This is a genomic window from Clostridioides sp. LIBA-6622, assembly GCF_056716095.1.
On the sequence record NZ_CP196998.1, the window covers coordinates 758,710 to 783,342 of the forward strand.

At 28.9% G+C, this 24,633-nt stretch carries 19 protein-coding genes and 1 other annotated feature; of the genes, 17 read left to right on the top strand and 2 right to left on the bottom strand.

The window, feature by feature from the left end; translation table 11 throughout:
- The first annotated feature begins 1 nt into the window (after position 1).
- The 3 genes from ACTG47_RS03800 to ACTG47_RS03810 all read left to right on the top strand — a co-directional run bounded on the left by ACTG47_RS03800 (position 2) and on the right by ACTG47_RS03810 (position 4,113).
- Positions 2–1,459, top strand: coding sequence for a glycosyl hydrolase family 28-related protein (locus ACTG47_RS03800; protein WP_479926178.1), 1,458 nt, complete (start codon positions 2–4; stop codon positions 1,457–1,459).
- A gap of 156 nt (positions 1,460–1,615) precedes the next feature.
- On the top strand, positions 1,616–3,028 hold the full coding sequence (locus ACTG47_RS03805; protein ID WP_479926179.1) for a glycoside hydrolase family 55 protein: 1,413 nt from the start codon (positions 1,616–1,618) through the stop codon (positions 3,026–3,028).
- Positions 3,029–3,333: 305 nt separating this feature from the next.
- Positions 3,334–4,113 (top strand): SDR family NAD(P)-dependent oxidoreductase, encoded by a 780-nt coding sequence (locus ACTG47_RS03810; RefSeq protein ID WP_479926180.1) that lies wholly within the window; start codon positions 3,334–3,336, stop codon positions 4,111–4,113.
- A 143-nt stretch (positions 4,114–4,256) separates the two neighbouring features.
- On the opposite strand, the gene ACTG47_RS03815 is transcribed toward ACTG47_RS03810, so the two are convergent.
- On the bottom strand, positions 4,257–5,075 hold the full coding sequence (locus ACTG47_RS03815; protein WP_479926181.1) for a MerR family transcriptional regulator: 819 nt from the start codon (positions 5,073–5,075) through the stop codon (positions 4,257–4,259).
- 156 nt (positions 5,076–5,231) lie between these two features.
- On the opposite strand from ACTG47_RS03815, the gene ACTG47_RS03820 reads away from it, so the two are divergent.
- Together ACTG47_RS03820 and ACTG47_RS03825 are read left to right on the top strand one after the other, a co-directional pair.
- On the top strand, positions 5,232–5,813 hold the full coding sequence (locus ACTG47_RS03820) for a TetR/AcrR family transcriptional regulator (protein WP_479926182.1): 582 nt from the start codon (positions 5,232–5,234) through the stop codon (positions 5,811–5,813).
- Positions 5,810–6,004 carry a hypothetical protein gene (locus ACTG47_RS03825; RefSeq protein ID WP_479926183.1) on the top strand — a complete coding sequence of 65 codons (195 nt, stop codon included), beginning with the start codon at positions 5,810–5,812 and terminating at the stop codon, positions 6,002–6,004. The genes ACTG47_RS03820 and ACTG47_RS03825 overlap by 4 nt, the downstream gene beginning before the upstream one ends.
- A 236-nt stretch (positions 6,005–6,240) precedes the next feature.
- Here the strand turns inward: ACTG47_RS03825 and ACTG47_RS03830 are convergent, their stop codons facing one another.
- Positions 6,241–7,983 carry a gluzincin family metallopeptidase gene (locus ACTG47_RS03830; protein WP_479926184.1) on the bottom strand — a complete coding sequence of 581 codons (1,743 nt, stop codon included), beginning with the start codon at positions 7,981–7,983 and terminating at the stop codon, positions 6,241–6,243.
- 428 nt (positions 7,984–8,411) lie between these two features.
- On the opposite strand from ACTG47_RS03830, the gene ACTG47_RS03835 reads away from it, so the two are divergent.
- The 12 genes from ACTG47_RS03835 (at position 8,412) to ACTG47_RS03890 (ending at position 24,605) form a co-directional block, all read left to right on the top strand.
- Positions 8,412–9,788, top strand: a complete 1,377-nt coding sequence (locus ACTG47_RS03835; protein WP_479926185.1) for a TrkH family potassium uptake protein — start codon at positions 8,412–8,414, stop codon at positions 9,786–9,788.
- Positions 9,789–9,931: 143 nt separating this feature from the next.
- Positions 9,932–10,603 carry a potassium channel family protein gene (locus tag ACTG47_RS03840; protein WP_169469610.1) on the top strand — a complete coding sequence of 224 codons (672 nt, stop codon included), beginning with the start codon at positions 9,932–9,934 and terminating at the stop codon, positions 10,601–10,603.
- A 172-nt stretch (positions 10,604–10,775) separates the two neighbouring features.
- The gene (locus tag ACTG47_RS03845; protein WP_479926186.1) at positions 10,776–11,573 is read left to right on the top strand and encodes a TrmH family RNA methyltransferase; all 798 of its coding nucleotides are present in this window, start codon (positions 10,776–10,778) and stop codon (positions 11,571–11,573) included.
- 174 nt (positions 11,574–11,747) lie between these two features.
- Positions 11,748–11,982 (top strand) — a binding site (T-box leader).
- Between the two features lie 49 nt (positions 11,983–12,031).
- Positions 12,032–13,051, top strand: coding sequence for a phenylalanine--tRNA ligase subunit alpha (gene pheS / locus ACTG47_RS03850; protein ID WP_479926187.1), 1,020 nt, complete (start codon positions 12,032–12,034; stop codon positions 13,049–13,051).
- Positions 13,052–13,067: 16 nt separating this feature from the next.
- The gene (pheT, locus tag ACTG47_RS03855; protein WP_479926188.1) at positions 13,068–15,461 is read left to right on the top strand and encodes a phenylalanine--tRNA ligase subunit beta; all 2,394 of its coding nucleotides are present in this window, start codon (positions 13,068–13,070) and stop codon (positions 15,459–15,461) included.
- Positions 15,462–15,485: 24 nt separating this feature from the next.
- Entirely contained in the window at positions 15,486–16,076 is a 591-nt protein-coding gene (locus ACTG47_RS03860) for a cell division protein ZapA (protein ID WP_169469602.1), read from the top strand.
- Between the two features lie 179 nt (positions 16,077–16,255).
- The gene (locus ACTG47_RS03865; RefSeq protein WP_479926189.1) at positions 16,256–16,918 is read left to right on the top strand and encodes a YoaK family protein; all 663 of its coding nucleotides are present in this window, start codon (positions 16,256–16,258) and stop codon (positions 16,916–16,918) included.
- Between the two features lie 324 nt (positions 16,919–17,242).
- Positions 17,243–19,744 carry a U32 family peptidase gene (locus tag ACTG47_RS03870; RefSeq protein WP_479926190.1) on the top strand — a complete coding sequence of 834 codons (2,502 nt, stop codon included), beginning with the start codon at positions 17,243–17,245 and terminating at the stop codon, positions 19,742–19,744.
- A 97-nt stretch (positions 19,745–19,841) separates the two neighbouring features.
- Positions 19,842–20,426, top strand: a complete 585-nt coding sequence (locus ACTG47_RS03875; RefSeq protein WP_479926191.1) for an HD domain-containing protein — start codon at positions 19,842–19,844, stop codon at positions 20,424–20,426.
- A 50-nt stretch (positions 20,427–20,476) separates the two neighbouring features.
- A complete protein-coding gene (locus ACTG47_RS03880; RefSeq protein WP_479926192.1) occupies positions 20,477–20,953 on the top strand; it encodes an NUDIX hydrolase in 477 nt (158 codons plus the stop codon).
- Positions 20,954–21,077: 124 nt separating this feature from the next.
- Positions 21,078–21,899: a nitroreductase family protein gene (locus tag ACTG47_RS03885; protein ID WP_479926193.1), complete on the top strand. Its 822-nt coding sequence runs from the start codon at positions 21,078–21,080 to the stop codon at positions 21,897–21,899.
- A 225-nt stretch (positions 21,900–22,124) separates the two neighbouring features.
- Positions 22,125–24,605, top strand: coding sequence for a diguanylate cyclase domain-containing protein (locus tag ACTG47_RS03890; RefSeq protein WP_479926194.1), 2,481 nt, complete (start codon positions 22,125–22,127; stop codon positions 24,603–24,605).
- Positions 24,606–24,633: the final 28 nt, after the last annotated feature.

A 24,633-nucleotide genomic window follows, 5' to 3' on the forward strand; every position in this document is an offset into this window, starting at 1 on the left:
TATGGGAGAACCTATAATAATTAAAGAAACAGATGGCTGGATTAATGTTTTAGATTATGGAGTTTGTAATACTGAAAAAGAAAATGTAAGTTCTAGGGTACAAGAAATTATAAATGCTGTACCAGAGGATTCTATTATATATTTTCCAAGAGGTAAATACTTATTTACAAGTGGTATAGAGATTAACAAACGATTAACACTATGTGGAGATACATATTTTAGGTCAAATCACCCAAATGATCCAGAGTATTATTCAGGAGCAACACAATTTTCTGGTAAATTTGATGAAAAAGAAGTAGAAAATGGTACAATGGAAAGTTTTACAATGATAACAGTAAAGGGGGTAAAGCACTGTATTAAAAGCATTTCTTTTCAATCAGATAACTGTGATAATGTTCAGTCACCTGATACACCTCCTGCAAATGGAGAACCAGGATTTCACCATAAGATAAAATTTGCACATGAAGGAAAATATATATCAGCAATTGTATGTGAAAATACACTAGAAGGTCCTGGTCATTATGAAAATGTAGACTTTGGTGGTTTTGGTGAAATTGCACTTAAAATGTCTAATAATTCTACAGTAAATGATATTACTGTTTTTACATGTACTCAGGGTATTAGTACAGGAGAAAATTCAATAATTACTAATGGAAAGACTTGGGGATGTGATTATGGAATGAAAATTTCCACTGGAACTTTTATTAATAATATGAGAGTAGAAGAAGTTGGTAAGGTTGGTATTAACAATATTGGTAAGGGTTCAAACTTTGTTACAAATATTACAATTGACCAATGTGGTTATTGTGGATTTAAATTTAATTCAATATCTAACACACAAATATCAGGAAATATCTCAAGATGTGGACAATATTATTTTAATTTTAGTTATGATGAATATTTGAAGTTAGATGGTAAAGTAGAAGAAGCATATTCTTTATTATATGGAAATTCAATAGAATCAAGTAATATAACAATCACAAACGATAATGGAGACTATTGGGATGATGCAGGAAAAGATAAGTATGAGAAAGAAAACGATAAAAGATATGCACCACATAAGGTATACCTTATAGAAGCTCTTGAAACTAATAATTTATTATTAAGATTCAATATAGATGCTACTGATATGGTTGTTAAGTCAAAAAAAGGACGTTTAGTATATAATAATAAAATGCAAACAGTTATATTTTATGATGGAGAACTTAGTAGTATCAATGGAGTTGGTATATCTGAAAAATCTGATGAGGATAAAATTAAGATAAGAGAAGGCGAAATGTATATAAACAGTAATGATAAAGAATCTAAAATATATAGCCTACAAGTAAATGATATTATGTCAACAACAATTAAAGATGAAATGAAACTTACTAAAGATTATGGTGGAACATGGGAGAAAATTGGAGAAAAGATAGAATTAGGAACAACTGTACACTATTACAAAATGATAGAAAATTAAGTAACTATATTAAACTTGAATAAGTATTTTGCTAATGATTTAATTATTAGTTTTAATAGGTTTTATATAGTCAAACTGATAACTAAAAAATTCATTTAATAGCAAAAGTAAATAATATTTTAGTATTAAGCAAATAAGAAAGGAATAGATAATATTATGGAAGAAATTAAGTATAAAGAATGGATTAACGTATTAAAAAGGGAGCCTGATATTAAAAACGATGGTACAAAAGATGTGGGACCTCTTGTACAGAAGATTATTAATGAAACAGAATTTTGTGTTTTATATTTCCCAAAAGGCAAGTATTTATTTAAAACTGGTATTACGATTGATAAAGAAACTACATTACTAGGGGATTCTGATTCATCAACAGAAGCTACACAATTTATAACAAGTGGAGTTCCTAATATGAGTATTGTTACATTGACAGGAAGAAAGCAATGTATTAAAAATATAAGTTTTTATTCTGATAGTTGCAGTATACTTGTTCATGATGAACCACCAACAAAAGGAAAACCACATTATCACTATGAAATAGACATTAAGAAAAATAGTGATAATAAATCACTAGATAATGTATCAGCTATTACATGTACTACTGACGCTAAAGGTCTAGGACATTATGAAGGACTTTATATAACTGGTTTTTCAGGTACAGGAATTCAAATACCTTACTATTCAATAGTAAATGACATTACAGTGTCATCTTGTGGATTAGGTATTGATTTAGGAAATGACATAATTATTTCCAACAGTAGAATATCTAAATGTAAGAAAGGTATGGAAATTAAAGTAGGGGCTAGTCTAAATAATATCAAAATCGAAAAAATACAAGAAGTAGGTCTTCGAAGTAAGGGTGGTGGTAGTTATAAGATTAATAATATTACTATTGATCAATGTGGACATTGTGGATTTGCATTTGAAACAATTATTAATACATCCATATCTGGGATTATAAGAAGATGTGGGCAACTTTATTATAATACAGATTATGATACTTATTTAGATATAAAAGATGAGGATAGAGTTGAGGAAGCATATTCATTGTTTTATGGAAATCATTTTAAAAATTGTTATGTTAATTTAGTTAGTGATAATAGAGATAACTGGGATGATGGATTAGAATATAAGCATAAAGTTTATGTGTTTAAAACTTATTATATGATAAAGTCTACATTGAAATGCAATATAGATGCGTATGATTATATAGTAAAAGCAGTACATGGAGGTGGAAATTTAAGATTACAAAATAATTTCAATGATTATATATTTATTGATTCATCTATTCCAGAAATTGTTAATGGAATTAACACGAGGTCATATCGTAAAAATGAGAATTTATTATTATTGGATAATTATAAGTTGAGTTTCAAAACTGGCACTGATGATGAAAAAAAATATATATTCAGAGCTCAACAAGGTCTTATTGCTAAATCACTAGATTCAGATGTTTCTCAAATAAAATCTACCTATGGAGGAGAATGGGAAAAAATTGGTTCGAAACTTATTGGAAAAGAAAATGTATATTATTATAAAGTTCCTAAATCTAAGACCTCTATCAAACTTTAAAAAGTAAGTACTAAATAATATAAAAAAGGGGCTATCTCACAATAGAGATAAGCCTCTTTTTCATTTATATTGAATCTAGCTTTGTAATACTTAGTTATAGATACATACTAAAAAGTAGTTTTATTGTTTAAAAAATATTCTTTAAGTTGGAAAGAGAGTATTTATAATATAAGTTTGGAAAAGTCAGTAAAATTAAGGCTACTTTATACATTGAAAGTAATATAGATATAACTCTTGAATACAGCAAGTTTAATTTGCAAAATATAAGTCTAAATATATAAACTCAATAGAAAAGGAGACAAATTATGAGTCAGAAGAATATTGCAATTGTAACTGGAGCGAATAGTGGGTTTGGCAAAGAATTTCTGAAATTATTGGTAAATGAAGAAGAAATAACAGAAATATGGGCAATTGCAAGAAACAAAGAGCGATTAAATCAATTAATAGATGAATTTGGAAGTAAGATAAAAATTTTTTCAAAAGATTTGTCAAAACTAGAAGAAGGAAAAGAAATTGAGACATTTTTAAATAAAGAAGATATATGTATAAAATACCTTGTAAATAATGCAGGTTTTGCAAAATTCTGTTCATATGATGAATTGAGCATAGATGAATCTATCAATATGATTGATTTAAATATTACTGCTGTTGTGGCAATGGGTCTTATATGTATCCCATACATGAAAAGGGGGAGCCATATTATAAATGTTTCTTCTCAAGCATCATTCCAACCATTACCATATCAAAATATTTATAGTTCAACTAAAGCATTTGTAAGAAATTACACAAGAGCATTAAATGTTGAACTTAAAGATAAGGGGATAAATGCAATTGCTATATGTCCAGGGTGGATGAGTACAAATCTATTTGAAAGAGGTATAGTTAAAGCAAAAAAAGGAACAAAAAAATTCTCAGGTATAGTAACACCAGATGTTGTTGCTAGAAAGGCTTTGAAAGATACAAAGAAAAATAAGGATATTTCTGTGTATGGCATCAATACAAAATCCAGTCATGTACTAGCAAAACTATTGCCACAAAAGATGGTGATGAAGGTTTGGTTAAAACAACAACATATCAAGGCATAATAGGTTTGTTTTTTATTAATAACATAGCTTTATTTAAATTAAAAGACGATATAGCTCTATTTGGATTAAAAAAGAGTAGAGTACAAAGCCATTGTTTGTACTTTACTTTTTAAAATGCTATCAGATTAAAATACAAGATAGAGTTATATTTTTTTTACTGGGAAACATACCTCTGTTACCCAATTATCAGGATTATTATCTTTATCAGGACCTATATGATAAATATTAAACATAGGACCATCCATTTCATAATTATTGTCTGATATCCAATTACCAATAGCCTCGCAAGTATCTGTAAGTTGATTGAAATTTCCTTTAACTATAGAAGTTGCAGCAGTCACGCTTGGTACAGTCTTAAATCTAACATGTTCAGTATCATTATATTTTCCATATACAGCAACTTGTACTTCAACATCGACATAATCTTCTTGATATCCTGTATCATAAAAGACTGCTTTAGAATGATTAGGATATTCAAGTTGGATATTTTGCTCTTTTGTCTCTAAAAACGACTGATGCCATAAGAGACCTTCATCTTTATAAGTTGATATAACCTTTCTAAGAGTCATCATATATTTTGGTGAAAAATTCTTTATAGTTACATCACAATTGTTCATATTATCATTCCTTCCAATTATTTTAATAGTATTTTCTATCTTAAGTATCTTTCTCTGTATATCCTCTAATTGTTCTTTTACTTGAGAGTGATGAATATTTAAATATTTTATTAGACTTTCTTTATCATTGTATTCTGTCAAAATTTCTTTTATAGAATACAAGCTAAAACCCATATCTTTTAGTGCATGGATTCGATTTGCTATTGAAAGTTGGTCTGCACTATAGTATCTATATCCATTAGATTTATTTGTATGACTTGGTGTTAAAAGTCCAATTTCATCATAATGACGTAGCATACGAATGCTAATTTTACTTAGTTTTGAGAAATCACCTATCTTAAACATGTTTGTACCTCCTTTATAAAGGTGTTTGTGTCTTACTATTAATATAAACTATGTCATAATGTTAGAGTCAATTAAAATTGTGTTGACATATATTAAAAAAAATATTATACTGAACATGTTCAGAACTGAAAATGTTGATTGTTTTGGAGGTGTATTATGAAAAGCAATGATAAGGATGCGAAAGAACGTATAATTGAAGTTACATTGAATATTTTGGATGAGGTAGATGATATTGATAAGGTTACAGTTCGACAAATCGCTGAGCGTGCAAATGTTGGGGTTGGTCTAATAAATTATCATTTTAAAACTAAGGATAATTTGTTAAGCATTGCAATCGGAGAGGTAATGTCAAATGTTGTAGCAGAGTTATATGATGATACTGTATATACTCTAAGACCTATTGAAGATTTGAAAAATTTACTAAAGAAACTATGTGATATTGGGTTACATTATGAAAAGATGCTTACCTTTATGGTAAATCAATGTATATCTAATGGAGATATGCAAGCAGAACTTGCTCTTGTGCCTATACTTCGAAAAATTTTTGGAAGTGAAAAAGATGAGATGAGTTTAAGAACTATTGCTTTACAAATTATTTTGCCAATACAGGTCGCTGCATTATCACCAGATGCATTTCAATTATATAGTGGTATAAATGTAAAGAATAAGCATCAGCGAGATAGTTTTATTGATATTTTAATAGAAAATATTATTAAAGGGAATGGTGATGTAAAATGAAAATTGTAACTATTGGTTCAAGTATTATTACTGCTTTACTTTTTTTTTCAACAATGATTTGTGGTTTTTGGATTAAGAATAATAAGGTGACAGATGCAAGTTCTATTAAGTTCCATATGAATAGTGCTATTATTACAGGTGTATTTTTAGTGATTTCAATAGTTCTTTTAATTATGTATGTAAAAAAATAATAATGTCATTAAAAATAAATAATACAATCAATCATTATTAATAGATAAAACATCAGAAATTCTAAAGATTAGAGCTTTTGGAATTGCTGATGTTTTATCAGTATATTTTATTAAACTGTAATTAGGTAGTTAGTGTTAATTATTAAATAGTAATTGTGTATTTAGTATTGATGAGTATCAAAATGAATATCAAAATGAGTATTGTAAATTTAGTATTATAAATTGAGTACTATAGATTAAGAAGCATTTTTTAATTCAAGTGGATTATCTATACCAAAATAATCATATAAAGCAGAACTTATATCTTCTAAGTTTCCATTTTGGAAGGGTAATTGTAAGTTTACTTTTTCTACAACATCTTTAAATCCAGCATCTGTATTCTGATTTAAAAAATCCATGTACACATTAACTGCTTTTCTATAATCATCTTGTGACAATTGCCATATCTGAAGTGATATATCAGATGCAAGACCATAACTCAAGTAATAAAAAGGAACTTGGAAGTTGTGAGATACAAGTATCCAAAAAGGAGCATTCTTTTCTTTTAGTACATTGTTGGACACTCCATATTCTTCTTCTAAGTCAAAAAATAATTTATTTATATCATTTAAGCTCATATATGGATTTTTGTATATAATTTCTTGAAATTCATCATAAAGACAAGCATCAATAATAGTGTTTAGAACAATTGATAAGTGTTCTTTTTTTATAGCTTCAGATTTCTTACCAAAAAAATCATCAAAATATTTGTAAAATAAAATTTCTAAAGATGTTGAATGAACTTCGCATATATCTATACTTGGCTGTATCTTGTTATTTAGATTAATATTGTTGTAGTAATTATAAAAATGACCAAACTCATGGGCAAAACTAGTGACACCTAAAAAAGAATTATCCCATGTATTGAATAAAAAAGGTGCGTTGTACTTAGTTATATACGTAGTATATCCTCCAGGAGATTTATTCTTACCAGAAGAATAATCATACAAGTCATATTTTTTCATATAGCTAAAACTCTCTTTTAATTTTGGAGATATATCTTCAAGTACCTTGTCAAATTTCCTAAATGAACGATTTTTATATACTTTAGTATAGATAGAAGAATCAGAAGGTATTGATGAAATCTCTCTATATAATGGAACTATGTACTCTTTTACATCTTTTCTAAATTTTTTTGCTTCTTCTTGAGAATAGTCTTTATTTAAGTTCATATAAGCATAATCTATATAATTCTTAAATCCTAGTTTGCTTGCTATCTCAGTTCTTGTCTGAACAAGCTCTAAAAAGATATTGCCAAATATAGGGTTGTATTTTTTTAAGTAATCTGAATAAATTTTTACATATTCTTCTGGTTTAAGGTTTGGTGTTGATAATGCTTCTTCAAAGTCTGTCTCTATACCATCTATTGGTACTGTAGATTTAGATAGCAAGTCTTCATATTTTACAACTAGGTCTTGCTCCTTTTTAAGTAAACTTTCAACTTCTTTAGAATTAAGTTTTCCAATGTTTTTTAAATAATTAAAGGCATCTTTTCCAAGTTCTTTTTCTAATTCCTTAGAAAACTTAGAAGTTACAAATATATCCTGAAAATCTTTATATGCCATGTCAACATCTACTGATTTACTCATAAGATATTTGTATTCTTTAGAGTAAAACTCATCTGATGAATCTATATTGTTTCTAATTTTTGCTACAGTAAGTGTACTGTAAAAATCTTGATAAATCTTATCAACATCATTAAATAAGGTTAATTGCTCTTTAGCGGTTTTAGATGTTAAAAGTTTGTCGTTATATGTGTTAATATTTTCGCAAATTGACTTTATATCTGGGCGTTTATATTCCATTTTTTCAAAAGGAATAGTTCCTCTAACTGAATCTTTTTTTGCGTTATTAGTATAATTTCTGATGTATGATGCAAATATAATAAAAACTGCAATTAAAATTAGGAAAATAAATATTTTCTTCCTGGATTTAATCATAAAAATCCTCCAATCATGGATATAGTTATTAATTATTTTACTATATTAAATATAAAAAATGCATGTTAAGAAAATTTAACATAAAGATATATACAAGATTATAAATAATATAAAAAATTTAACTTCAAAAAAGTATATGAAATTTATATTGATAAAATGATAAATAAATTTTAAGTACAAAACAGTAAAAACTATGATAGTTTTAGACCTATTATATGTAAAAAATATAGATGTTTTTGATATAATTTAAATTAAAAGATATATATAAAAATTTGAAATATTCCAAACAAGAATTATAAAAATTCATATCATTGTCTTTATACAATATTTATACTATAATAGAATAATAATTTAGAGGGAAGCTCTAAAAATAAACAAATTAAAGGTCTTAACAGTAGTGATTTTATGTTAAGGAGGTATAAAGAAAGTTGAAAACAATAGTTAGAAGACTTATTCTCTACGCAGATGGAATGCGACCTACTCAAATAATGGTATCTGGGTTTGCAGCGATTATTGTAATTGGAGCATTGTTGTTGACGCTCCCGATAGCGTCACAGAGTAGAGAAAGTATAGGGTTATTAAATGCTCTATTTACGGCTACCTCAGCGGTTTGTGTCACTGGTCTAGTTATGGTAGATACGGCAACTTATTGGAGTTTATTTGGACAGATAGTTATAATAACATTGATACAAATTGGTGGACTTGGATTTATGACTGTAGCCACAATGTTTTCACTTATGGCACGAAAAAAAATACAACTAAGAGAAAGGTTATTAATACAAGAATCATTGAATCAAGCTGATTTGTCGGGTCTTGTAAAGCTTACAAGATTTGTATTGATAATAACCATAACAATAGAAGGAATAGGTGCACTGATTTTATCAACTGTCTTTATTCCACAATTTGGTTTATCTAGAGGGATATGGTATAGTGTATTTCACGCAATATCAGCGTTTTGTAATGCCGGATTTGATTTGATGGGAAGTGTAAGTGGACCATTTACATCGCTAAATTCTTATGTAAATAACTTTACAGTATCAATGACTATTTCTTCACTTATAGTGTTTGGGGGACTAGGATTCCCAGTTGTACTTGATATTGTAAGAAAAAGAAGATTATCAAAATTAAATGTGCATTCTAAAGTTGTCTTATTTTCAACTGCGACACTTATTATAGTCGGTGCATTATTTATTTTTCTTATAGAATTTAATCAAAAAGCCACTATGGCAGACTTGCCTTTAAAGGGAAAAGTATTATCAGCAATATTTCAATCAGTAACAGCAAGAACTGCTGGTTTTAATACACTTGATTTAGCTACTTTACAAGAAAGTAGTATATTTATAATGATAATTTTGATGTTTATTGGAGCATCACCTGCATCTACTGGTGGAGGTATAAAAACTACGACACTGGCTGTTTTAATAATTACTGTTAGAAGTTTTATATCAGGAAAATCAGATATAGAAGCTTTTGAAAGAAGATTAGCTCCAGCAACTATAAAAAAATCTCTGGGGATATTTGTAATTAGTATATCAGCAGTTATTTTTGGAACTTTAATTATTTCAATAACTCAGCCTAATTTTACACTAATTCAATCAGCATTTGAGGTTACATCAGCACTTGCTACAGTTGGTTCAAGTTTAGCTGGAAGTTCAAACTTAAATGCTTTAGGAAAGATTATAATAATAATCTTTATGTTTATGGGTAGAGTTGGTTCTCTTACTTTATTTATGGCTATACTTTCTGGAGGTAGAAGAAAGAGTCAACCAGTTAGATATGCAGAAGGCAAGATTATGGTTGGTTAAAATATAAATTTATTAATAAAGTAATGAACTTAGATACAGTTATGCGAACAGATAAATTTGATTAATAAATAAAATAAAAATGGTAAATTAAAATTAAATTAAAAGATATTATACAAATTGTGTATTAGGGAGGAAGTTTCGAGATGAAGCAATATATAGTCATTGGGTGTGGGAGATTTGGAAGTTCCGTTGCATCTACTATGCATCTTTTAGGACATCAAGTAATGGCAATAGACAAAAATGAAGATTCAGTTCAAAGTGTATCTGATAAGGTAACTCACTCACTTATAGTGGATGTTACTGATGAACAAGCATTAAGATCATTAGGATTAGGTAACTTTGATGTGGCAGTAGTTGCAATAGGTTCTGATATAAGAGCATCTATAATGGCAACTCTTATAGCTAAAGAAATGGGTGTAGAGTTGATAATATGTAAGGCAAAAGATGAACTACAAGCTAAAGTACTTTATAAAATTGGTGCAGATAGGGTAGTATTCCCAGAAAGAGATATGGGAGTAAGAGTTGCACACAATTTAGTTTCTGATAACATATTAGACCATATAGAGCTTGACCCAGAGTACTCAATTGTTGAAATCGTAACTCCAAATGGTTGGGTTGGTAAGACATTAGTAGAGCTTGAGTTAAGAGCTAGGTATGAAATAACTGTACTTGCTATAAAAACAGGTAAAAATATAAATGTTACACCTTCTCCAGATGAGGAACTTATATCCGGAAGTATTCTAGTTATAATTGGTCAAAATACTAGTATAACAGCCATAACATCTGGAGATAAGGGGATAATTAGAAGAAGATAATTTATTATTTAGTATATATTTAATTTGCAATAAAAGTAGATAGTATCATATAATTATGAATAGTTATATGATACTATTTTTATTTAATCAAAAATAGGATTTAGATGAGTATGATTTTAATTAAAAGTAAGGTAAGGAGGTTATGCTAAGATAGATTTAGCATTTAAATAAAATGATTACGAATATAAGCAGTAAGGATAATGAAAAATTAAAGTATACAAAAGCACTCTTGAAGTCAAAAAACAGAAATAAAGAATCAAAATTCATAATAGAAGGTTATAGAATAGTAGTACTTGCACTTGAATGTAGCGCAAATCTTGATTATGTATTTATTAATGAGGACTTTGAAAATAAGAAGGAACATTTAGAACTATTAGAAGATTTAGATAAAAAAAACACGAAGATATATAAGACTACTAACAAAAACTTTAAGGAACTTGTAGATACAGAAAATACTCAAGGTATAATAGGAGTAGTTTCATTTGAGGAAAAAAATTTAAAAGAAAATATAAAGGAGAAAGATAAATTTGTATTGATTTTGGACAGGATACAGGACCCAGGAAATATGGGAACTATAATAAGAACTGCTGATTCTGCTGGAGTGGATGCAATAATAGCACTAAAGGGATGTGTTGATATATATAATCCAAAGGTAATTAGGTCGACTATGGGTTCTATTTTTGATATGAATATAATTAATGCTTCTCAAGATGATACTGTGGACATGCTTAAATCATTGGATTTTAATATAGTTTCAAGTTACCTAAATACAGATAATTTTTATGACAAAATAGATTATGGTTCAAAAGTTGCTTTGGTGATAGGAAATGAAGCTAATGGAATAAATGAAGAACTTGTATCAAAGTCTGATATTTTGGTTAAGATACCTATATATGGTAAAGCTGAGTCGTTAAATGCGGCAATAAGCTCTGCTATATTGATGTATGAAATAAAAAAATACTTGATTTAATGTATTGTAATAAATATAATGTCATGTTATAATCTTGAATTAAATAGTAGAGTATCAAAAATAGTCAATATATTTAAAAAAATAATTGAATTAATTATGTATTAGATGTATATTAAAAATAGTCACATAATTTTAATGGAAATGATATAATACTAAAATAAACAATATAATATTTTAGATGCAATGAAAGAGGAAAGTATTTTGATTAAACTTAGCAAAGAGATAAACACCTAGGCTGGGAGTGTTTTCTAAGAGGTCAGGAGAAGTTCCCTCTGGAGTAACAGAGCTGAAATTTGATAGTAGGCTTTGACGTGAAAAACGCGTTAAGTTTGTTAGAGGTGGTTTGATAATTTTTTAATTGTTAAACTACTAGGGTGGTACCGCGAAACTATAGCCTTTCGTCCCTAGACAGGGATTGAGGGGCTTTTTTTATACAAAAAAATGAAAGGGTGATATATGTGCAAGAAAAATTACTTGCTTTACATGAAGCAGCTTTGGCTGAAATAAAAGAGGCACAAAGCATAGAAAGTGTAGAAAGTTTAAGAGTTAAGTATTTAGGAAAAAAAGGTGAGATAACTGCCATACTTAAAGAGATGGGAAAATTATCTGCTGAAGAAAGACCAGTAATTGGTAAAGTTGCTAATGATGTAAGAGAGAATATTGAGCTTAGCATAAATTCTAAGAAAGAAGAAATAAATGCTATTGAAAAAGAAAGAAAATTAAAAGAAGAAGTAATAGATGTTACTCAACCAGGAAAAGTTTTAAAAGTTGGAAAGAGACATCCAATAACTCAAATCATAGATGAAGTAACAGATATATTTATCGGAATGGGATTCTCTGTAGCGGAAGGTCCAGAGGTTGAGACTGTTGATAATAACTTTGATGCTTTAAATGCTCCTAAAGACCATCCTTCAAGAGATATGAGTGATACATTCTATATGAATGATGGGGTATTACTTAGAACTCAAACATCTCCAGTTCAAGTAAGAACTATGAGAAGTCAAGAGTTACCAATAAAAGTAATTGCACCAGGTAGATGCTTTAGATCAGATTCGCCAGATGCAACACATTCACCAATGTTCCATCAGATAGAAGGTCTTGTTGTTGGGAAAGATGTAACTATGGCAGAATTTAAAGGAACTATGGATATCTTCGTTGAAAAATTGTTTGGTTCTGATATCAAAACGAAGTTTAGACCTCACAACTTCCCATTTACGGAGCCAAGTGCAGAAGTTGATGTTACTTGTTTCAAATGTGGTGGTAAAGGTTGCCCAATGTGTAAGTATGAAGGTTGGATAGAAATATTAGGTTCAGGTATGATTCATCCAAACGTTCTTAGAAATTGTGGAATAGACCCAGAGGTTTATAGTGGATTTGCATTTGGTGTTGGAGTTGAAAGACTTGCAATGCTTAAATATGAAATAGATGATATTAGATTATTATTCGAAAATGATATGAGATTCTTAAATCAATTTTAATTAGGAGGGTATGTAGATGTTAGTATCTTTAAAATGGCTTAGAGACTATGTTGATATAGACATGGATGTAAAAGAGTTCGCTGATAAAATGACAATGACAGGAACTAAAGTTGAAACAATAGATTATTATGGTGAAGAAATAGAAAATATATTAGTTGGAAAGATTTTAGAAATAAAACAACATCCAAATGCTGATAAGTTAGTTGTAACTAAAGTAGATATTGGAGATAAAGTTGTTCAAATAGTTACAGGAGCTACAAATATATCAGAAGGAGATTATATTCCAGTAGCTGTAAATGGTTCTAAATTACCTGGAGGAGTGGAAATCAATCAAACTGACTTCAGAGGGGAATTATCAGATGGTATGATGTGTTCAGCAGCTGAATTAGGTATAGATGAACATTACATTGAAGAGTACAAAAGAGGTGGTATATATATTTTAGACCACGAAGAGTCTTATGAATTAGGAAAAGATATAAAAGATGTTTTAGGATTAAAAGATGCTTTAATAGATTTTGAATTAACTTCAAACAGACCTGACTGCAAATGTATGTTAGGTATAGCTAGAGAAGCGGCTGCAACTATAGGAACAAAAGTAAAATATCCTGAAATTGAAGTAAAAGAAAGTGATGAAGAGATAGACTTCAAAGTTGAAATAGATAATCCAGACTTATGTAGAAGATATTTTGCTAGAATGGTTACTGATGTAAAAATAGAGCCTTCTCCATATTGGATGCAAAGAAGACTTACAGAAGCAGGTGTAAGACCTATAAGTAACATAGTTGATATAACAAACTTCGTAATGTTAGAGCTTGGTCAACCACTTCATGCTTTTGATATAAATCAAGTAGAGACTGGAAGAATAGTAGTAAGAACTGCTAAAGATGGAGAAAAACTTGTAACATTAGATGATGTTGAAAGAACTTTAGATAAAGATGTGCTAGTTATAACAAATGGAGAAAAATCGCTTGGTATAGCTGGTGTAATGGGTGGTGCTAACTCAGAAATAACTAACAGTACAAAGACTGTACTTTTCGAGAGTGCTAATTTCAAACCAGAAAATATAAGAATGACAGCAAAAAAAGTTGGAATTAGATCAGAAGCATCTTCAAGAAATGAAAAAGATTTAGACCCTAATATTGCAGAGATAGCAGCAAATAGAGCTGTACAACTTGTTGAGATGTTAGGAGCAGGAAAAGTTCTAAAAGGTGTTGTAGATGTATATCCAAATAAACCAGAGCCTAAAAAATTGGTAGTAAATCCTCAAAGAATTAACCATCTTCTAGGTGTAGATGTACCAATGGAACAGTTTGTGGGAATTTTAGAATCATTAGAATTTAAATGTAATTTAATAGCTAATGATAAATTAGAAATAGATGTACCAAGTTTTAGAACAGATATGGAGCAAGAAGCTGATGTATGGGAAGAAATAGCTAGAATTTATGGATTTGAAAACATACCTTCTGTACAATTAGAAGGAAATACAACAGCGGGAATCAAAACTTCAAAACAAAAATTCATGGATTCTTTAAAAGATAATTCAACTGCTGTAGGATTAAACGAAATATTAACATATTCATTTGTAAGCCCTAAGGGCGTAGATAAGATAAGAGTACCAGAAGGTAATGCTAAGAGAAACTTTGTTAAATTGCTTAACCCATTAGGAGAAGAAACTTCTGTAATGAGAACTACTTTAATACCAAACATGTTAGATGTTTTATCAACTAATGTATCTCATAAAATAGAAGAAGTATATGCATTTGAGTGTGGCCATATATTCATACCACAAGACTCAGAGTTACCTAAAGAAGAAAATAGAATGTGTGTAGGTATGTATGGTAAAGATGTTGATTTCTTTGCATTAAAAGGTGCTATAGAAACAATACTTGTAAATGTAGGATTTGAAGGGTATGAAATTGAACCTCAAGATAATAATACTACCTTCCACCCTGGTAGATGTGCTAAAATAGTGTATAATAATAAATATGTAGGTACATTAGGTGAATTGCATCCAGATGTTATAGAAAACTACAATCTAGGTCAAAGGGTTTATGTAGCTGAAATAGATATTGACTTTGTATTTGATAATTCTAATAGAACAAAGAATTATGTACCATTACCAAAATATCCATCTACATCAAGAGATATAGCTCTTATTGTTAAAGAGGATGTATTTGTAAAACAAATAGAAGATATAATAAAGGAAAATGGTCAAGGATTAGTAGAAAGTTACAAGTTATTTGACGTTTATAAAGGTTCTCAAATAGAGGCTGGATACAAGTCAATTGCATATTCAATAACTTATAGAAGTAAAGATAAAACTCTAACAGATGAAGATGTAGCTAAGGTGCATGATAAGATATTAAGTGAATTAAGCGAAAAATTGAATGCTAACTTAAGATCAAATTAACAACTAATGTCGGGGGAGGTTAGGATGAACAAAGTAATGGTTAAAATCCATGGCGCTGAATATCCAATGGTTGGAGATAAGTCAGAGAAGTTTATGATTAGTATCGCTGATTTTGTTGACAAAGAAATGGATAAAATAACACGTCAAAACCCGAAATTAAGCTTATCAGTTGCTGCGATATTAACTGCATTAAATATATCAGACCTTTTATTTGAATGTTCAGATGAGAATGAGAAGTTGATTAAAGCTAATGAAGAATTGAGTAAAAAAGTTGGGGCATCTAATGAAGAGCTTCAATTAGAAATCAAGTCTCTAAAGCTTACAATAGCAGAGAAAGAAGCAGAAAGTCGTGAAACTGAGGCTAAGATGAAAGAGTTAATTGATATTATAGAAAATAAAAAGCAAGAAATATTCGAACTTAGTAATACGACAGAAGGTTCTAGAGCCGAGTTAGATTCTTATAAAAGCAAGATTGAGGAATTAAGTGCTCAACTTGAAGAGGCAAATGAAAGAGCTACAATAGCTGAGAATTTGGCTTCTGAGTTTCAAAACAAAGCTTATGATTTACAGCTAAAATGTACAGGGTTAAATAACGATGAAAAAAATGTGAAATAAAATTAAAAGATTTGCTGTCTCTATTGTTTGTTGAGACAGCTTCTTTTAATGTATAAATACAAATGATGTGTAAAGATAAAAGTTGTTTTATGTTAATAAAAAATAGTATCTAAAATAATTTTGATTTGGTATCTATCATTAGAAAGTGAGATGTTTTATATATGACAAACCAGAGCCAGATGTCTGAATCATTCTTCTTATGCTCTTTATTGGCAATAACAGGAGGATTTTTAGATATTTATACTTATGTAGTAAGAGGAAAGGTATTTGCTAATGCACAGACTGGAAACATAGTTTTATTGGGGCTTAATATAGCTGAAGGAAATCTAAAAAAATCTTTTTATTATTTGATTCCTATTTTGGCATTTATGTTAGGTGTGTTTATAGCAGAGAAGATAAGAAAGTATTTTAAAAATAATTCCAAGATTCATTGGCGCCAAGTTATTATTATAATTGAAATGATTACTATACTTGTAGTTTCTTTTGTACCTAGAGGAGAATTTAATATGTTTGTAAATATTGCTATTTCTTTTGTTTGTTCGATGCAAGTAGAAAGTTTTAGAAAGGTAAATGGAAATAGTTTTGCAACTACAATGTGTACTGGAAATTTAAGAAGTGCCACAGAAACATTATTTCATTATATACAGACTAAGAATATTTTTATGATAAAAAAGAGTTTGCAGTATTATGCTATTATCGTATTCTTTATATCTGGAGCTATTTTAGGAACTTTTTGTACAAAACTTTTTGTAGAAAAATCAATTCTAGTATGTTTATTTATTTTAGCAGTGGTTTTTGGAATTATGTTTATCAATAAAGATGATTCATTTAATGAAAACTAACTTAGTATAAATTGATAAAAAATGAGTTATTATTTGATATACTTTATATATAGTAAATAGTATATCAGTTCAAATATAGCAAGTAATGTATAAAGTATTTGAGACATATCAATTCAAATATAACAAGTAGTGTATAAATTGTTTGAGATATATTAAATATAATAAGTAGTAAATAAGTTATTTTAAATACATTAAATATAATAAAGAAGATATAAATTATTTGATGTATTTTAGATATAGTAAATAGTGTATAAATTTAATGTAAATATTTATGTTATAGATATAATTATATTAACCTAATAAGTATAAATAGAGGAGAAAAATATGAAAAAAATAGAATTACTTGCACCAGTTGGCTCTTTTGATTCATTAAAGGCAGCAGTACAAAATGGAGCAAATGCTGTGTATCTAGGTGGTAAAGACTTTAGTGCAAGAGCATCTGCAAACAACTTTGATAGAAATGAGCTAATTGATGCTGTTAAATACTCTCATATAAGAGGAGTACAAGTTTTTGTCACAGTGAATACATTGATAAAACAATACGAAATAGAGGATTTTGTAGAGTATGTAAAATTTTTATATGATATAGATGTTGATGCTTTAATAGTACAAGATATAGGAATGGCAAGTCTTATAAAAAAACTATTACCTGATTTTGAACTACATGCAAGTACTCAAATGGTAGCTCATTCATTAGAAGATGTTAAGTATCTTCAAAGTGTTGGGTTTGATAGAGTTGTCTTGGCAAGAGAATTAAATGTTGATGAGATAAAGTGGATTTGTGAGAATACAACTGTGGATATAGAAGTCTTTGTTCATGGGGCTTTATGTGTATGTTACTCAGGTCAGTGCCTTATGAGTAGTATGATAGGAAATAGGTCTGGAAATAGGGGTAGGTGTGCACAACCATGTAGACAAAAATATGAGTTAATAGATATAAATACAGGGGAAGTTGTAAATAGTGATGGAGACTATTTGTTGAGCCCTAGAGATTTAAGTACTATAAAGGAATTAGATAAAATAATTGAGGCAGGTGTACTATCTTTAAAAATAGAAGGAAGAATGAAAAAGCCTGAATATGTAGCTACTGTAGTTTCAGGATATAGAGAAGCAATTAATGAATTTGTAGATAAGAATAAAATAAGTATCTCTGAGGAAATAATAAATAATTTGTATACGATATTTAATAGAAAATTTACAAGAGGATATATACTAGGTGAAGTTGGTAAAGATGTAATGAACTCCAATAGACCTAATAATCAAGGTTTATATGTTGGAAAAGTTTTAGATTATAATAGAAAAAGTAAAAGGCTTAGAGTCATGTTAGAAAATACACTTAAAAAAGGTGATGGAATAAATCTAGGTGGAGGTACTATTGGAAGGATAATAAAGGATGGAGAGATAAATACAATAGCACATAAAGGGGATTTAATAGAACTAGATTTTGTTGGAGAAGCAAAGAGAAATCAGCTTATATTTAAGACATCAGATAGTGAATTAATGGATAGAGTACAAGCTACATTCCAACAAGATAAAGAGTTAATAAAGACTAATATAAAAGCAAAGGCAAGTATTAAGCTAGGTAAAAAACCAGTACTTTCTATAAGTGATTTCTGTGGGAATACATCAATTGTAGAGGGAGAAAAGTTAGTTGAAAAAGCTATAAAAGTAGCTTTAAGCAAAGAAAAAATAGAGACACAAATACAAAAGCTTGGAAATACACCTTATACATTAAAAGATATAGAAATTGATTTGGATGAAGGTGTAAGTATGCCTATAAGTGTGTTAAATCAAATGAGAAGAGATTGTATTGAGCTTTTGGATGAAGAAAGAATAAAAATAAAAGATAGAAAGTTTAAGAAGAATAGATTAAAATACCAACCAAACAGAGTAACTAAACAGCAAAAATTTAATACAGTTCCTAAAGTTAGAGTTAAAGTTAAGAATTTGGAGCAATTAGAAGCGGTATTAAAATATAATGTGGATTTAATTTATTATGAAGATATAAATACATTATCAAAAGCCTTAGAGATGGTATCAAGTATTTCTAAAGAATCAATGGTTTCAAATGTAGATAACATAAGTACTTCTGATGAAAAGAGTTCTAGTATTGAAAATACTGAAAGTAGATTAATATATTCAGTACCAAGAATTATTAGAAATAAAGAGTATAAGCAGTTTGAAGCATTAGAAAAAATAAAAGGAGTTAATAAGGTTCAAATTGGTAATTGGGGTTCTATGGAATATTTTAAAGGAAAAGATTTAAATATAGATTGCTATTTAAATACATTTAATAGTGAAAGTATAAATCACTTTAAAGATGAGGGAGCAGGTACAGTTTGTTTGTCACAAGAATTAAATCTAAATGAAATTAAACAAACTTTAAAATATACAGATGTAGAAATTGAAGCAGTAATATATGGATATACTCCTATGATGATTACAGAATACTGTCCTATGGGAGTTGTTGTTAGGGATTGTAAAAAGGATAAGAGAGTTGCTAAATGTAAGGAAAGTAGCTATGCCTTGAGAGATTTTACAGATGCAAGTTATAGGATAACACAAGATGTATTCTGTAGAAGTACAATTTACAATTCAAAAGTTACTTGTATGTTAGATAATCTATATGAGTTAGATGAAATTGGAATAGATGCTTTTAGAATCGATTTTACAGTGGAAGATAATGAGATGGTTAAAAAAGTTATCGAAGCCCATCTTGAGGTTTTGAGTAATGATTATAAGCTTGGAGAAAAGGCGACTAACCTATATAAGCAGTTGGATAAAGTTGGAACAGTTGCAGGACACTACTATAAAGGTGTAGAATAGATATAATATGAAAAATATACATAAATATATAAATAATCTTAAATTTATGTGTATTAAAATATAAAAATATCATATACATGAAAAAATAGGGGGAATAATGAAAATGAGAGAAGAAGCTTTAGAAATTTTATTTAGGTATTTAGAGACTGACAGAATGAGAAAACATTGCTATGCTGTTGAAGCAGTTATGAGAGATTTGGCTAAAAAATTAGAGCCAGAAAAAGAAGAAGAGTGGGCAGTTGCAGGTCTCTTACATGATTTAGATTCAGATATAGTTGGAAGAAAACCAGGGGAAATATGTGAAGGGCATGCTACAACAACGGTTGAACTGCTTAAAAAAGAAAACTTTGGTGATGAAGAAATGTATAGAGCGATACTTGGTCATCATGATGGAATGGGAGTTACAAGAACTAGTCTAATGGAAAAAGCTATATATGCAGCAGACCCTATAACTGGATTTATAACTGCTATAGCATTGGTTTATCCAGATAAAAAACTTACTAGTGTAAAAACAAAGTCTGTAATTAAAAGAATGAAAGAAACAAGATTTGCTTCAAATGTAAATAGAGATGCAATGAGAAGTATAGAAGATATAGGGATTCCATTTGATGAATTTGCAGAGCTTTCTCTTAATGCAATGAAGAATATCAGTGATGTTCTTGAGAGTAATGAAAATGAATAATACCAATAATATACGAATAAAAAACAGAAAAAGAAAGTAAGGCGGGATGTATGAAGCTTACAACTATTTGTTATATAGAAAAAGATGACAAGACATTGATGTTATATAGAAATAAAAAGAAAGATGATATACATGAAGGTAAATATGTAGGAGTTGGAGGAAAATTTGAGCAAGGGGAGACTCCTGAAGATTGTGTAATTAGGGAAGTCAAAGAAGAAACTGGGCTTACTCTTAACTCACTAACATATAAAGGACTGATAACTTTTCCAAAATTTAAGAATGATGAAGACTGGTACATGTTCTTATATTTTTCAGATGATTTTGAAGGCGATTTATCTGAAAAAGATTTGGATGATTGTAAGGAAGGAAAATTACTTTGGGTAGACAGTGATAAAATATTCGACTTAAATATGTGGGAAGGTGACAGATTATTTTTGAATTGGGCTAAGACTGGGAAAATTTTTAGTGCAAAGATAATATATAATAACGGAAAATTGGAAGATTATAGTGTACATTTCTTAACTTAATCTGTATACACATTTTCAATTTAGACCTGACTTAGACTTAATATTGTTAAAAAAATAAAAATTGACTTAGACAACTATTTGCTTTATACTAAAGTAAAATTTTCAAATGGAGGAAAAATCTAGGATGATAGACATAAATTTAGAAACATGTGTAGGTTGTGGCTTGTGCGAATCAGACTGCCTTGTAAATGCAATAAAAGTTAGAGAAAATAAAGCAAAGGTAAAAAATATTCTCTGTATTAATTGTGGTCATTGTATGGCAATTTGTCCAACAGATTCTATAGAAATACAGGGATTTGATAAGAGTGAAGTATTAGAATATAATCATGAAACTTTTGACTTAAAATCTGAAAACTTGATGAATTTTATAAAGTTTAGAAGAAGTATAAGAGACTACAAAGATATAGAAGTAGAAGAAGAAAAAATAAGAAATATAGTAGAGGCTGGTAGATATACACCAACAGGTGGAAATAGACAGCCTTTAAGATACATATTAGTAAAAGACAAATTAAAAGAAGTAAAAGAATTGGCAATAGAAGGGCTTTATAATATGGCATTAAATACTGATGATGAAGACCCTGTTCGCTCTATATATAAGAACACATTTAAGAGAATGTATAAAGGATATAAAGAAAAGGGAATTGATTCTTTATTTTATGATGCACCATTGCTTATGGTAGTTGTTGGTGATATTTCTTTAGGTGGGAGTGTATATGTAGATGGAGGATTGGCTGCATCTAATATGGAGCTTATGACTTATTCGCAAGGATTAGGAATGTGTTATAATGGATTTTTTGTTATGGCATCAAATATAGAACCAAAGATAAAAGAGTTATTAGGAATGAATGATAGTGAGGCAGTTATAACTTCATTTATATTAGGTTATCCAAAGGTAAAATATAAAAGGACTGTAAATAGAAATGATGCTAAATTTGATATAATGTAGATTAAAAATCATATTATATATCAAATTAAGATAAATAATTTGCTAATATATCAAATTCATTGTAAAGGCAAGGTAAATGGAGTATAATCAAGTTATATTATGTGTGAATGAGGATATTAAATTTTTTACGAAATTTTATGTCCTTTTTTATACTAACTTATATTTCAAACCCCAAAATTTATACAGTGTATACACTGTAAATATTATTATATGGAGGAAGCGGTAGTGAATTTGAAAAAGTTATTTTCTTTAACTTTTATAATTGTGTCTATATTCACTTTTTATATATTTCCTTTTGATATTAATGCCATGAATAATGATAATCGTACTATACGTGTTGCTTATCCTATTCAAGAAGGTTTAAATGAAGTAGATGAACAAGGTAGATACTCTGGATATAACTATGAATACTTACAAGAAATTGCTCAGTATACTGGATGGAATTACGAGTTTGTTCGAGTTGGAGGCGATTTAAACACTTCTCTTCTTAAATCTATGGAGATGTTGGAAAAAGGTGAAGTTGACTTAATGGGTGGAATGTTATACGAGGAACAATTAGAGAAGATATATGATTATGCAGGTTCTAGCTATGGGACTGTAAATACAACATTACAAGTGCTTAAAGACAATGTAGATATTGACAGCGTAAGTTCACAAGTCACAAAGAACATGCGTATTGCAGTACCAGAAAATGCAACAAATAAGATTAAAGAATTAGATAGATATTGTGAAATGAATCAAATATCTCCTGAATTGGTGTCTTGTAAGACAATAGAAGCACAGTTACAAGCGTTAAAGGATGGAAAGGCAGATGCAATGCTTAATGTCAGCATGAATCACATAGATGGCTTGAAAACTATAGCTAAATTTGCTCCTAAACCTTTCTATTTTATTACATATAAAGGCAATAAAGAATTATCTCAACAACTCAACTCAGCAGTATCCAATATTGAGCAAACAGACCCATATTTTTCACAAACATTATATGAGAAATATTTTACACCAGAAAATAAAGAGTTAATTTTATCCAATAAGGAATCTGAATATATAAAAAATATAGAAACTTTGAAAGTAGGAGTTTTACTAAAAAATCCACCATTTCAATATGTAGATGACAAAACAGGGAAATTAAAGGGAATTTCAATAGATTTACTTAATTATATCTCAGATAAAACTGGTTTAAAACTTGAAATGATACCTGTAGAATCTCAGAAAGATTTGAACAATATGATAAAAGATTCTAAGATTGATATTGTAGCTGGGATGTCTTATGATTATGAAAGGGCACGTGAACAGCACGTAGCTATGACTCGCCCATTTATTTCTACACAATATATTATGATGATTAATAATAAGATTAATGAAGATAGCCTAGAAAATAAACGTTTAGCTCTCGCAAAAGATACCTCATATAAGGAATATTCATCTAATAACATTACTTGGTATGATACTTTAGAAGAATGTATTGAAGCTGTAAATAGTGGAAAAGCTGATTATACATATGGTGAAGGATATGCCATACAGTATTATGTCAATCAACCCAAGTATAGGTATGTTCGTCTAATTCAACAAAACTATGAACCACATCGTTTTTGCTTTGGTGTAGCTAAACAGAACAAACAGGAATTATATAGTATATTAAATAAGGCTATCAATAGTATGCCTACTGAAAACATGCAATCAATTATTTATAAGAATACGACATATATATCAAATTTTTCTCTAATTCATATTATGCAGGAAAATCCAATTCAAACTATCCTTGTAGTTTCTAGTATATCATTATGTATTATTATAATTATGGCTTGGAGTCTTCGTACTCGTACAAGTATGAATCAGAGAATTTCTTTAGAGCTTAAAAAACATACTGAAGTATATGAGATGGCAAGTGAGTATTTCTTTGAATATGATTATCAAGCAGATAAAATCACGATTGCTATGCAAGAAAGTGGAGTTAATGTCTTTAATGGTTTAAGTCATAGTAAAAACGAATATGAAGATAAAAATGAAATTGAAAAAGAGTATAAGGAGCAATTTTTTAATTTGATTAGGGAACAAGAAAATGGTTCAACAGAAATTTATTGTGTTTGCCCTGATGGTGAGTTTCATTGGATTAGAATCACATCGAAGATAATTCATAATGAAAAGAATGTTCCTGTGTATTCAATAGGCAAATTACATAATATTGATTGTGAAAAAGAGGAAAAAATGAGGTTGTTAGATAAAGCACAAAGAGATAGTTTAACAAATATTTTTAACGCTGCATCTATAAGGGAGATGGCTACAAAAAGTTTAGGTAATTTATCTAATAGTGAAAAAGGAGCTTTACTTATCTTAGATATTGACCATTTTAAAGAGATAAATGATAATTATGGTCATCTTGTTGGAGATAAAATGTTAGTTGCAGTTGCAAATATTCTTGTTAAATGTTTTGATGAATGTGACATAGTAGGTCGCCTAGGAGGTGACGAATTTAGTATATATGTTAAAAATGCAAAGAATATGGAAAGCCTTATAGAAAAATGTAATATTTTATATGACAAAATTCATGGTATCAAACTACCAAATGGCAATAGTATATCTATAAGTATGGGTGGTGTAATGTCAAAGCAAGGACAAACCTATGATGATATATACAAAATTGCTGACGATGCTCTTTATAATTCGAAGAAGCAAGGTAGAAATCGTTTTAAGATTACTGAATAGAAAAAACTTTGCTATATATTTAAAGAAT